At 52.0% G+C, this 12,928-nt stretch carries 11 protein-coding genes and 1 rRNA gene; 10 read left to right on the top strand and 2 right to left on the bottom strand.

From position 1 onward, the window contains the following. Both C9J01_RS15715 and C9J01_RS15710 read right to left on the bottom strand, forming a co-directional pair. Positions 1–597 (bottom strand): 16S ribosomal RNA (locus C9J01_RS15715); the annotation flags it as partial. 430 nt (positions 598–1,027) lie between these two features. Then, entirely contained in the window at positions 1,028–1,942 is a 915-nt protein-coding gene (locus tag C9J01_RS15710; RefSeq protein ID WP_158264552.1) for a glycosyltransferase, read from the bottom strand. 136 nt (positions 1,943–2,078) lie between these two features. Between C9J01_RS15710 and C9J01_RS15705 the strand changes: the two genes are divergently transcribed. The 10 genes from C9J01_RS15705 to C9J01_RS15660 all read left to right on the top strand — a co-directional run bounded on the left by C9J01_RS15705 (position 2,079) and on the right by C9J01_RS15660 (position 12,927). After that, positions 2,079–3,230, top strand: a complete 1,152-nt coding sequence (locus C9J01_RS15705; RefSeq protein WP_107299080.1) for a glycosyltransferase — start codon at positions 2,079–2,081, stop codon at positions 3,228–3,230. Beyond that, the gene (locus C9J01_RS15700; protein WP_107299079.1) at positions 3,227–4,600 is read left to right on the top strand and encodes a lipopolysaccharide biosynthesis protein; all 1,374 of its coding nucleotides are present in this window, start codon (positions 3,227–3,229) and stop codon (positions 4,598–4,600) included. Before C9J01_RS15705 ends, C9J01_RS15700 begins: the two co-directional genes overlap by 4 nt. Next, positions 4,597–5,928, top strand: a complete 1,332-nt coding sequence (locus tag C9J01_RS15695; RefSeq protein ID WP_107299078.1) for an O-antigen ligase family protein — start codon at positions 4,597–4,599, stop codon at positions 5,926–5,928. The genes C9J01_RS15700 and C9J01_RS15695 overlap by 4 nt, the downstream gene beginning before the upstream one ends. Further along, complete coding sequence (locus tag C9J01_RS15690) at positions 5,912–6,607, top strand: acyltransferase (protein WP_107299077.1); 696 nt, start codon at positions 5,912–5,914, stop codon at positions 6,605–6,607. Before C9J01_RS15695 ends, C9J01_RS15690 begins: the two co-directional genes overlap by 17 nt. 1 nt (position 6,608) lies before the next feature. Further along, entirely contained in the window at positions 6,609–7,757 is a 1,149-nt protein-coding gene (locus tag C9J01_RS15685; RefSeq protein WP_107299076.1) for a glycosyltransferase, read from the top strand. 104 nt (positions 7,758–7,861) lie between these two features. After that, positions 7,862–8,203 (top strand): putative periplasmic lipoprotein, encoded by a 342-nt coding sequence (locus C9J01_RS15680; protein WP_107299075.1) that lies wholly within the window; start codon positions 7,862–7,864, stop codon positions 8,201–8,203. Then, complete coding sequence (locus tag C9J01_RS15675) at positions 8,200–9,642, top strand: sugar transporter (protein WP_107299074.1); 1,443 nt, start codon at positions 8,200–8,202, stop codon at positions 9,640–9,642. Before C9J01_RS15680 ends, C9J01_RS15675 begins: the two co-directional genes overlap by 4 nt. Then, entirely contained in the window at positions 9,639–10,715 is a 1,077-nt protein-coding gene (locus tag C9J01_RS15670; protein ID WP_107299073.1) for a glycosyltransferase, read from the top strand. The genes C9J01_RS15675 and C9J01_RS15670 overlap by 4 nt, the downstream gene beginning before the upstream one ends. Positions 10,716–10,727: 12 nt before the next feature. Beyond that, the gene (locus C9J01_RS15665; RefSeq protein WP_107299072.1) at positions 10,728–12,554 is read left to right on the top strand and encodes a sugar transferase; all 1,827 of its coding nucleotides are present in this window, start codon (positions 10,728–10,730) and stop codon (positions 12,552–12,554) included. Between the two features lie 58 nt (positions 12,555–12,612). Next, a complete protein-coding gene (locus C9J01_RS15660; RefSeq protein WP_107299071.1) occupies positions 12,613–12,927 on the top strand; it encodes an STAS domain-containing protein in 315 nt (104 codons plus the stop codon). Position 12,928: the final 1 nt, after the last annotated feature.

Raw genomic sequence — 12,928 nt, 5'->3', positions numbered from 1 at the left:
CGCCTGCATGCGCTTTACGCCCAGTAATTCCGATTAACGCTCGCACCCTCCGTATTACCGCGGCTGCTGGCACGGAGTTAGCCGGTGCTTCTTCTGTTGCTAACGTCAAACACATACGCTATTAACGCATATGCCTTCCTCACAACTGAAAGTGCTTTACAACCCGAAGGCCTTCTTCACACACGCGGCATGGCTGCATCAGGGTTTCCCCCATTGTGCAATATTCCCCACTGCTGCCTCCCGTAGGAGTCTGGACCGTGTCTCAGTTCCAGTGTGGCTGATCATCCTCTCAGACCAGCTAGAGATCGTCGCCTTGGTGAGCTCTTACCTCACCAACTAGCTAATCTCACCTGGGCTAATCCTGACGCGAGAGGCCCGAAGGTCCCCCTCTTTGCTCCGAAGAGATTATGCGGTATTAGCCATCGTTTCCAATGGTTATCCCCCACATCAGGGCATATTCCCAGGCATTACTCACCCGTCCGCCGCTCGCCGCCCATAAGCGCACCCGAAGGATTGTTTATGTCGCTGCCGCTCGACTTGCATGTGTTAGGCCTGCCGCCAGCGTTCAATCTGAGCCATGATCAAACTCTTCAATTAAAGTTTTGGCTCAATGAATACTGTTAATTCATTACCGAAGTAATGAATGAATTGACTGTGCCGAATCTTACGATTCGATTTGGTCACTCAGTTTCATTGATAATTCTTTTGTTGACTATCATTTCACGAGTGCCCACACAGATTGCATGGTCAAATTGTTAAAGAACAATATATTCAACGATTTATTAGCGATTATCGAAACAATCTCTCGTTGAACAGGGCAGCCATTCTATCCAATCAATCCTCAGTGTCAAACACTTTTTGAAAATTTATTTTTAAGAGTGATTTCCCTTACCGATACGTTGCTGGCTAAGCCGCCGTACTCCGTGTCGGTGATGCGGCATTATAGGGAGCGAATTGATATTGGCAAGCATAAAAATAAAAAAAAACACCAAGCGCGCAAAAAACAGACAAGACATGACATAAGTGTCTATTTTGATGACAACAGGCTCAATATATCCCGCCCTGCGGCCTTTACCCTGCGTCGATTAGGCTGCAAGCAAAGGACGAATAGCTCTTGGCTGGCGGAAGTAAGGTAAGCCTTTTTCAGGCGGTTGAACTCCGCTTTGCCGGTTACCCATCGCAAATAGCCTGATAGCAATGCCATTGGCTGGTTGGTAACAGCATGACGGTGGCGGTCCAGGATATGCTTCATCGCATTAAGTCGTTTACCATGATCCCGGCTGATAGCATCGGCCCGGTCGGATACATAATGACAAAGGTTGCAGTCAAGCACCCCAACCTCACCGGCTCCAGCGACCTTGAGCCACAAATCCCAGTCAGAAGCCGACCTCAATTTTGGGTCAAAGCCACCGACTTTCAACAAGGCCGACTTTTTCACCATCACTGTACTGGTTCCCACCATATTTTCGGCAAACAAGAGTGGCGTAAATGAAGGGAATATGGTCACAGGCTCAACACTGAGCTTATTGCGAAAGCGTGGCCAAAATGCAAAACACCCGATAATAGGCTCGCCTGCTTCGGTAATATGCATATAGTCAGTAAAACTCATGACCATCTCCGGGTAATGGTCGTGGAGGTCGAGCTGTTGCGATAACTTGTTGCCAAGCCAGTAATCGTCAGCATCAAGAAATGCGATCAGCTCATTGCTGCAATGTTCTATCCCTAGATTTCTCGCCTGCGAAGCTCCTGCCCGGTCACTGAAGAGCACCTTGATATCGTTCTGCTGCGCCAACCATTCACGTGAACCGTCGGTTGAGCCGTCATCAACCACAATAATCTCAACCGCGACACCTTGGCTACGGATACTGTCGATTGCCCGAGGTAGCGTAGACAGACAATTGTAATTAGGGATCACCACACTTACTTCTGTTTCAACGCTCATCATCATCGCCTCTCTATATAGATAGTCGATAACGCAATGCAAACCACACGCCAAAGCGTATTGGCATCAATATTGGATAACAACAATAAGGCACACCACCAGCAACATACTGCCAAAGGGCAATGAGGATAAAGTCATGAAGAAGATCGGATACGTGATCCCTGTTTTCCCAACATTATCTGAAACCTTTGTTGGTGTTGAGATCAGGGCAATGCAAAAGCTAGGACACGCTGTTCAACCTTATGCATTCAGCCCAGGCCAGCACTTTCAGCCAGCCGATAGTGAATTGAAAAAGCAGTGCCGCTACCTCACTTCAGCCCCTGCGTATCCTTTTGCTAATATCTGGAACTTCCATCGCTGCCACCATTTTCTCAGGCAACAGCAAGGGTTTTGTTACTTATCCCTTTTGCGACAAGGGCTACAACTGGCGCGCCTCGCCCAGCAGGATAAATGCGAGCACCTCCACGCCCACTTTGCATGGCACAGTACGGCAACGGCAATTGTTGCTGCAAAGCTACTCAACATCCCCGTCTCTTTTGTCGGCCATGGCGCCGATATCTATGCCACCCCACAGGACATTGAAAGCAAGCTGAAAGCCGCTAACTTTATCTGCGCTGTCACCAAAGACATGCAAAATGAACTGCAAACTGCAACTAAAAGTCCAGTTTTGCATATACCCTGTGGTATTGATGCCTCCCAATATCCGCCGCTCAATAGCAACTGGCAACCAAAGAAAGACTTTTTGTTTATTGGCCGACTGGTTGAGAAGAAAGGACTTGATACTTTACTCCATGCACTGGGCCAACTCCCTCCGGACACCCATCTAGATATTGTCGGAGACGGCCCACTACGATCGAGCCTCAACCAACTTGCCCATCAGCTCGGGCTTAATTCTCATACCCGCTCGCAAGTTCATTTTCTCGGCCATAAGGAATCAGCTTGGTACCGCCAGCATGCCAACGACTACAAAGCCCTTGTCGCCCCATTCACCATCGCCCCGAATGGTGATAAAGATACCGGCCCACTAGTCATCAAAGAAGCAATGGCATTGGGCCTTCCGGTCATTACTACTGACTTGTCAGGATGCAATGAAATCCTCGAACAGCAGTATGGTCTTCAGGTACCTATGGATGATCACCTTGCTCTTGCTAACGCTATGGCAACGCACCGCTTGCAACCCATCTCCACTCTCAAGCAAATCCGGCAAAGAGCCTTTGATCGGGTCATGGATCAATTCACTGCCCTTTCACAAGCCAAAAGGCTTTCTACACAGGTAGAAGCATTATGACTCCGGCAATGACTATGGCGATATACGCTGTCGGCTTGGTCAGCAGCAAGCTGATTGCCCTTGGCCTCCAGCCTTTCGTCACGCAGTGGCTGGGCGCAGATCAATTTGGCCAGCTTGATGTACTGGTGACCTTCGGCAGTCTACTCACCCTGATCATGGCATTTGGTATCAGTGACGCCATGTACCGTTTTGCCCATGACCAAGCCGATCAGGCCGCTTTTTTCCGTTGCACATTCGGACTCATTTTGCTGATTGCCTCTGTGATAATGCTACTGGGGCAAGCCTTTCTCTCCGAGTTGCAACAAATCCTGCCGGGAGCCCCTTCATCTTTTGCCGTGCGCTGTTTGCTGCTCACCCTGTTGCTCAACACCCTTTGCTGTGTGCCGCTAGCAATCCTTAGGATACGTAACCTTGCAAGCCAATTTGTATTGGCGCAGGTCGCTTTCGCTTTGGTCCAAGGGCTAGGGATCATCTTTCTAGCACCTCAGTACGGCGTTGATGGAATAATGGCTGCAGGTCTAGTCGCACAAATTGTCCAGATCATCACTCTCGCCAAGCACTTCCCGGCCCCCAAGCTGGGCCTTAGTGCCTTACTATTGAAATACGGCCGTGCCATTACCCTTTCGGGCATACTCAGCTTTTTAGTTATGGGGGTTGAGCGCTGGGCCATCGCCGATACTCTCGGCCTAGCGGCTCTAGCCCCCTATGCGATTGCTGCACAGTGGGCCATCGCTGCCAGCCTGCTACTCGAACCTTTTGGTATGTGGTGGTTTCCCAAGCGCTTCGGCTTGCTCGGTACTCAAGCACAACGCCAGCAAGCTGCAACCCTCAGTGTATTGGGTTGCCAGTTAGGTTGCTTGGTTGCAGCAGGGATCATCATTGTTGGCTCCCGCTTTTTATTGCTCTGGCTACCTGCCGAATTTCACCAAAGCGCACAGATCCTCCCCCTTCTAGGCATCACCGTCATGTTCAAACATGCCAGCACCCTGCTCAACATAGGCTGTTACCACCAGAAGGATGGCAACAGCATCATGGCTATCGGGATGATCAGTGCAGCATGTGCAATCGCCCTATTGGTATTTGTACTCCCCCGTTTTGGGCTCTACCCGTTTATTTTGGCGGGTATCGGTTTACAACTACTGCGGGTTAGCTTGTTTTATCTCTGGAGCCAGCATTACCTACGTCTGCCCTATCCACTGCCGCGTCTAGCTGTAAGCTATGCTCTCGTAGCCTTAATTCTGGTTAGCCATATCCACTTCAAAGTGGCCTATGAGATCGCCTTTAGCCTACTGTTATTGGTACAAGTTGGCTGGCCATGGCTTCGCCCTAAGCTAACGGGATGGAAAAAAGCAGCGGAGGCTAACGGATGAAACGGCAAAACCAAGGACTTCTGGCATTGACATGTTGCGGGCTGATTTTTACCGCCTGGATGTCCCAGGGCAATTTGATTCTGGTTGCCTGTTTGCTATTTGTCCTGCCTTTTGTCATCAGCCAGGCTTTTCTGGTGTGTGTTGGCTTCATTATTTTCTCTTATTTTCGGATCCACGAAGCGTTTCCGCTGCTAATGCCATTGAAGATCCCCCAACTATTGGCGCTAGCCAGCCTGGCCGGGCTTGGCTGGCAACTTTGGCTGCAGCGAGACTCCGTCAACTGGCACCGCTTGCAGACCCTCTTCCTGCTTTTCAGTGCCTGGGTTCTGGTTTCCTGCCTGTTCGCCACCAACCGTGGAGAGGCTTTTGCCAGTTTTAACGGTAACTTCATCAAGATTGTCATCATGGTCTTCGCTATCAGCTGGCTACCTCAGCGCCAACCACAGCTAAAAGTGATCCCCTATTTGCTGCTACTTAGTGGTTTGCTAATTGGAGGGCTGGCCTTGTTCAACAAGACCAATGGCATCGGCTTGGTGGAAGGCACCCGGGTCACCATTGGCCGGGACATCGGCTCCATGCTGGGTGATCCCAACGATCTGGCGCTGGTTTTGCAATTTCCCGTGTCATTTGCCATGGCCTACAGTTTCCATGGCCCGAAATGGCAACGGGCATTGGCGTTCGTTGTGCTGATCATCATGATCATGAGCGTGTTGGCGACCCAGAGTCGCGGAGGATTACTCGGCATAGCCTGCGTTGTTTTTGCTATGGCGCTGCTAAAAAGCCGCTCAATCGTTCTTCCCAGCATTATCAGTGGAGTCGGGCTGATGGCGCTGGTGCTATTGGCAGGGATCAGCGACCGCAGCTCCGGCGGAGCCGCCGAAGCCGGAATCGATGAGTCGGCTATGGGACGAATTTATGCCTGGCAAGCCGCCTTCAACATGGCTGTCAGTAACCCCTTTGCCGGGGTCGGCCTCAATAACTTCTACTACAACTATTATTTCTACTCGCCGCATTGGGATGGTAAAAACCATGCGGTACATAGCACCTGGCTCCAAATCCTGTCAGAGACAGGGTTCGTCGGATTGGTACTATTCCTGCTTATGGTAATAGGTGCCCTACGTGTCAGTTACCAACTCCTCAAACGTCTCGAGCACCATGAGATGAAGCCACTGGCTCAGGGACTATGGCTGGGAACCCTATCTTTCTGTGTCAGCGGGACATTCCTGACCCAGGGAACAACCTGGCCACTGTACATCTTAATCGGATTATTGCTGGCATTAGACCGGCTCACCCTAAACCAGGAGGCAAACCATGCGCGCACTTGTTAAAGCCCACTTGGCGCCGAACCACTTTGCCATGCTCAAAAATATGGTCCGGCAGCTAAGAGGCAGCTCACTCCCTTCAATCCCCTTTCTGCACAAAGGACTCTATCACTTGCATTTGGCAGTAAAGCAAAGCCTTCATTGCATTTTGCAAAAAGGGTATTTCACCCCTGTCTTTACCTCCCGCCTGGCTAACCGCCCCCGTCAGTTACAACTGGATTGCGGCATGCCACAGATCATCGGGCCGCTCGATATCACGCTTGGCGAAAACTGTCGTCTTTCAGGTATCGCGACGTATTGCGGCCGGGCCTGGGGAGAGCAGGCACCACAACTCATTGTCGGAGACAACGTCGATATCGGCTGGCAAAACACCTTGGCGGTTGGCCGCACAATCCGTATTGACGACAATGTACGCCTGGCAGGTAAAGTATTCCTTGCCGGTTTCCCCGGCCACCCTATGGATCCAACAGCCAGGGCCGAAGGCAAACCGGACACCGAGCAACAAGTTGGTGACATACATCTGTGCCGCAATGCTTGGTTGGGAACTGGGGTCATGGTCATGGCAGGTGTCACCATTGGCGAAGGCAGCGTGATTGCCGCTGGCAGTGTGGTCACCAAAGATATCCCCTCAGGGGTATTGGCTGGCGGAAACCCCGCCAAAGTCATCAAAGCGTTGGAGTATTGAGATGGAATTTTTGGTTTTCGGCGAGGACTGGGGGCGCCACCCCTCAAGCAGCCAGCATTTACTCCAAGAAATTGGTGAGCACTACGAGGTGCATTGGGTTAACTCAATCGGTTTGCGCCAACCGTCACTCAATTTCAAGGATCTATTACGAATAGGCGAGAAGTTAATGGCTGCCGGGAAAGCTGATACTTCGTGTCAACCAGCACAGGAAAGCCCCGAAGCAACTTCAATGACCAAGCCGACTTCCATTATCAAGCCGCTGGTCTGGCCGATGGCCCAACATCCCCTCGCTAGGCAACTCAATAGTCTTTTACTCAAGCGGCAAGTCAGCGCCAAACATTCTCAGCGGGTAGTATGGGCTGCCTTACCCAGTGCAGTCGACTACTTGGATATCTGCGACAGTGATCTGGTGATCTACTACTGTGGGGACGATTTTTCTGCACTCGCCGGGGTTGACCACCAGCTCGCTGCTGACGCCGAACGGCGTCTAGTTGCCCGGGCCGATATCATTTTTGCCTGCAGCCACGCTTTGCACGCTAAGTTCCCCGCAGACAAAACCGTTCTATTGCCACATGGTGTGCACTTGTCGCAATTTGCAAACGCAACAACCTGCCCGGTGGATATCGCCCCGGACAAACCCAGTATTGGCTTCTACGGCAGCCTGAATAACTGGCTCGATCAATCGCTTATCGTCAGGCTTGCCAAGGCCCGCCCCAATATTAATTTCTATTTTATTGGTCGAGAAGACAGTGATATTGCGTCACTCCGCCAGCACCCCAACATCACGCTGTTGCCTGCCAAGCCTCACCACCAACTGCCCCAATATCTTCAGCACTGGACTATGGCGATCTTGCCTTTTGTCGATAATGAACAGATCCGCGCCTGTAACCCTTTAAAAATGAGGGAGTACCTTGCTGCAGGCTGCCCGGTGATCAGCTCGCCATTCCCTGCCACAGCCCCTTACCGAGACCTTATCACCACAGCCAGTAGTGAAGCCGAGTGGTTAGCGACTATCGATCACTATTGCCAATGGACTCCCCAGCAGAGAAGCAACCACGCCGAACTGGCCTACCTGGCAGTTAGCAATGAAAGCTGGTCGTTTCGTGCCACACAAGCCATTGATGTAATTAAGCAAAAACTGGCCATCTGACAAAGTGTCAATATTTTTAGGCGGCAGATAACAATTCTCCCAACTTCAGGCACTTTTTTTGCTACCAATAATGGAGGAGCAAACGGAGCCACCCAGGGGGAGATATGAAAAGGATATTGATAGCGTTAGGTTGCCTGTTAATCGTAGGTTGTGCCACACAGCCGGGGCCAAGCAGCCTGACCCTGTTCTTCAGCCCAGAACAGATTTCACTCACTGCGGAACAGCAGCGCAAGATCAGTGACTTTCTGGCACAAAACCCCTACCAGCAATTAAGCGCCAAAGTGGCCCCGGCCGATCTGGATAATCCCTTTGATGCCCTGCTTCAGGGACAAAAGCGAATCCAGGCCGTCAGTACCCTTTCCAACAGCCAGAACATCCCGCTGCACCTGGAATACGTACCGACCCAAACCGCTGATACTTTGATATTAGAAAGGCAAGCACCATGAGGCACCAACTCTTTGCCAAGCTGTATCCCCTTCTGCAGGCGTTGTGGAACCATCGCTACCTGCTGATCATTCCAGTACTGGTTATGCCACTGCTGATGACGGCAGGCGGGGCACTTAAAGCCAAGCGCTACTACGCCCAAACCACAATCTTGGTCCAGGAAGCTGCAATGCTAAACCCATTTCTGGAGGATTTGTCTATTTCGATGAACCTGCAGAAAAGGATCAAAGCCCTACGGGTATTGCTCCATAGCCAGTTCGTCCTACAACAAGTTGCTATCGACCTTGAATTGGCCTCACCGGACAACCCAAGCCAACTCAATGCCGTCACCAGCCAGCTCAACAGTAACCTGAGTGTCAATCTCGTTGGCAGCGATCTGGTACAGCTTGGCCTCAACTGGCATACCCCCAAAGAGATGCCGCTGATCCTCAATAAACTGGCGGCTATGTTCCTCGACAAACTACGAGCCCCCGGCCGGGCCTCAATTGATGGCTCTGAGCTATTTCTCCAGCAGCAGCTTGAATCGACCCTCGCAGATCTCGAGAGCGCCGAAAGCGCATTGGCCACATTCAAATCGGACAATGCCAGCAACCTCCCCCAGCTCCAGGGAAGCCGGATCCAGAATGATGCCCAGATCAACACCCTGATCCAGGAAACCAAGCTCGAATTGCTTAACGCCCAGGCCAAGCGGGATAACTTCTATGACCGCCTCGCCAGTACCAATCCCGTCGTCGGCATGCTGGAAGCCGAAATCGTCAAGGCCGAAGCAGAACTTGCGATCCTTCGAGCCAGCTATACCGATCGCCACTCATCGGTCAAAGCAGTACTGCGCCAACTCGATCGCCTGAAACAGGAACGCTCCCGCCTGGTTGACCAACAGCAATCACTCAACCCGCAACAAGTCAGCCAGTTGTGGCAACGTATTGCCAGCAACACCCAGCAATTGGATAACCCCAACCAACCGATCCTGATCAGCCAGTTTGAACAACTGCAGCAGGCCGAGAACCAAATTCAGTCGTTGCAAGGCGAATTGCAGTTGCTTGAGGCACAAGCCTTGCAACTAGAAGAAAAGCGGGCCGAATTTGCCCAACTGGAAAAAGAACTGACTGTGCTGCAGCGCAACTATGACGTCAAAGCCAAAATCTACAACCAGCTTCTCGAACGTTACGAGATGGCCAAAGTGACCGGCCAGTTGGGCCGCTTCGAAGAGCCGGACAAACTCCAGATCATTGCCCGCCCGAGCGTCCCAGGCCAACCACTCAATTGGCCATGGTGGCTCAACTTCAGCCTCGGTATTTTTGTTGGTTTCGGGCTAGGGCTATCTCTGGTTTGTGCCGTACAGCTACTCGATACGCGGTTATACCAAAGCCGCCAAATCACCCGACTAGCCAAGGCACCGGTGTTGATCCGAATTCCACACTTTAGCGAGGAGGCATCATGACTACCCATACCTTGCAGGTTGTCCAGCACCTAAATCCTGGAGGCATCGAAAGGCTGGTACTCAACCTTGTACGCTTTGCCTCCAACGATAACCAAGTCCATGTCGTTGCATTGGAAGGCACTAAAGATCAGGCAATTGCGCAATGGCCCGAGCTTGCCCCGCTCGCAGAGCGGTTATATTTCCTCGACAAGCCTGCGGGACGCGATATAAAAACTATTTTCAAATTGCGACGCCTTATCCGCTCCTTGCAAGCTCAGGTGATCCACTCCCACCACCTTGGACCGTTGCTATATAGCCGAGCGGCATGCCTCGGTATCAAAGGGATCACCCACATCCAGACCGAGCACGACAGCTGGCACCTCGACGACCCCAAACAACGCTTGCTAACCCGCACCTTGCTGGCAGGTAGCCGGATCAAGCTGGTAGCCGATGCCCCACGGGTAGCCGATCACTTGGGTGAGCTGGGGATCAACACGGATCAGGTCATTATCAACGGGATCGATACCCAGCACTATGCCCCGGGCCAAAGTCCCCAAGCCCGCCACCAGCTGCAGCTCCCAACCGACGCATTGATCATTGGCTGCGCCGGTCGGCTGGTAAAGGAAAAAGGTATCGATGTTATGCTCGAAGCACTGGCAACCCTGCCTGAATGCTACCAGCTTGCTGTCGCCGGCGACGGACCTGAACGCCAGCCGTTAGAACAATTCGCACAACAGTTGGGATTGAAAGGGCGGGTCCACTGGCTTGGTCGCTGCGATAACATGCTGAATTTCTACCATGCCATTGACCTGTTCTGTATGCCCTCGCGCCAAGAAGGACTGCCGCTGGCACTGCTGGAGGCACAGGCCTGCGGCAAACCCGTGGTGGCGACCGATGTCGGTGGTATCCCCGATTTGATTTGTCCCCACAGCGGACACCTTATCCCACCGGATCAACCCGCCGTACTGGGGCAGAGCCTACTGGAGAAACTCCGTGGGCCAATAAATAGCTGCGCCCAGACAACACAATATATTCGCCAGCTCGCCGATGTCAGGACGATGGCGAGCGCTTATGAATCCCTGGCCAACGGATAGGAGAGGCTGACCATGACTATCAGCTGGATGGTATTAATTGCCCTGACCCTGATCATTTTCTATCACCATGTTATCTATACCGGTTTGATGGTGGTATGGGGGCGTAAGTCGCCTAGCGCTGCTGAAGATCACGATAACGACAATAGCATTGCTACTCCCAATGCCGATCATGAGGTAGGAGAGCAGCCCTCCGTTGCCATTCTCATCCCTGCCCACAACGAAGCTGAGTTTGTCGAGGCAAAACTTGCCAACCTGATGATGCTGGAATATCCGCCCGAGAAACTATCGGTCTGGGTGTGCTGTGATGGCTGCAGCGACAACACCGCAGATATCGTCGCAGATTGGCAAACTCGGTATGCCAAGGCAGGTATTCGCCTTGAGCTCATGGATGAACCTGACAACAAAGGCAAGGTTGTACGTATCAACCAATTGCTGGCCGCAGTAAAAGGTCAGGTTGATTTGATTGCGATGTCGGATGTGTCTGCCCTGCTCTCTATTGACGCCCTCACCCAGGCTGCCGGCAGTTTTCGCGACCAGCAAATTGGCGCCCTCACCTGTAACTACCTGTTGGCCGAAGCCCCCGAGGGTGAACAGCAATATTGGCAATGGCAAAATGCAATACGCCAAACCGAATCGCAAATCGGTAATGTAATGGGAGGCAACGGCGCTTTTTACATTGTGCGGGCTGAACTGTTTTCGCCATTGCCGGAAGATACCATCAATGATGACTTCATCCAGACCATGCTGGTTATCAAGCAGGGCTACCAGGTTCAGTTCAACCACTATATCAACAGCGTCGAACTCTCGCCGTCAACGGATCAGGATACCTACCAACGCCGCCAGCGCATAGGGGCGGGCAACCTGCAGCAGTTGATACGTTGCCGGTTTGTCTTCCGCAGCAGCCATCAAGGTGCCCGCTGGCTATTTACCTCAGGCAAGGCTATGCGCACCGTGATGCCCTTTATTTTGGTTGGCTACTTACTGGTCTCAACAATCTTGGCTTTTCAAGGCTCAGCCATTGCCCAAGCCTTGCTGGCCCTGCAGTTGGTCGGTTATGGCGCAGCAGCCTTACCCTTACTCGGTATTAGTAACAAGGTGACAAACAAACTGCATTACTTCATCGGTGGTTATGCCGCCTCTTTACTGGGGATGACCCGTTACCTGATGGGGCATTTCCGTTCAGGCTGGCGCCACCAGTCACCGGTCTCTGACTACCAGGCGCAATCAACCTTGTTTATGAAAAGGGCCAGCGATGTCTTGCTTGCCAGCATAGGATTGATCATTACCCTGCCTGTGTGGCCTGTCATCGCCCTACTGATCAAGTTGGATTCACCCGGCCCCGTGTTCTACCGCCAGATGCGAGTCGGCAAAATCAGCGACCAACAGGTCGAACTGTTCGAAGTCATCAAGTTCCGCTCGATGTCCAACAACGCCGAGTCGGCTTCGGGGGCAACCTGGGCCCAGCAAAACGATCCACGCGTAACCAAAGTAGGACACTTCCTACGGGTCACCCGCCTCGATGAACTGCCCCAGTTCCTCAATGTCCTAAAAGGCGATATGGCGCTGATTGGCCCGCGCCCGGAGCGCCCGCAATTTTGTGGCAAATTGCAAAATGCATTGCCATTTTACCTTGAGCGAACCGCCGGCCTGAAGCCGGGGATCACCGGCCTAGCCCAAGTCAGCCAGGGCTATGACAGCAGTTTGGAGGATGTGAAAAGTAAAATCGGCTTTGATCACGCCTACGCGCTGGCGCTGAGCTCGCCGCTGCAATGGCTCAAGATGGATTTGTTCATCATTTTCAAAACCATTTACATCATGGTTAGTAAACGCGGGCAATAGTTGGCACAGCACTTGTATTAATAAAGGAGGACTTCACTACTCACAATAAAGGCCAGTTATGAATCAAGCAGTAAATAACGCCAATATCGGTTTGACGCTCCAGGACGAATTTGATGCCCACCTTGCCAGACAGATGGAGCCGGAGTTCGAATCACTCAGCCTGACCGATAATGATGAGATGATCATCGACATGACCCAGGTACAATTTATTGACTCTTGCGGAATTGGTGCCATTGTTTTCTTATACAAGCGCTTAAAAAGCCGAGGAAAACAGCTACGCCTGCTCAATGTGAACGGCCAACCGCGCCAGCTGATGAAAATGTTAAGGATTGACAAGGTGATCCCTCTGATCACCTCAGCGGAGTTATGTTGAT

This window comes from Photobacterium rosenbergii, assembly GCF_003026455.1.
In the GTDB taxonomy this organism is placed as follows: Bacteria; Pseudomonadota; Gammaproteobacteria; order Enterobacterales; family Vibrionaceae; genus Photobacterium; species Photobacterium rosenbergii.
Note: the sequence above shows the minus strand (reverse complement) of the source record. Positions and strands in the feature narration are given on the sequence as shown.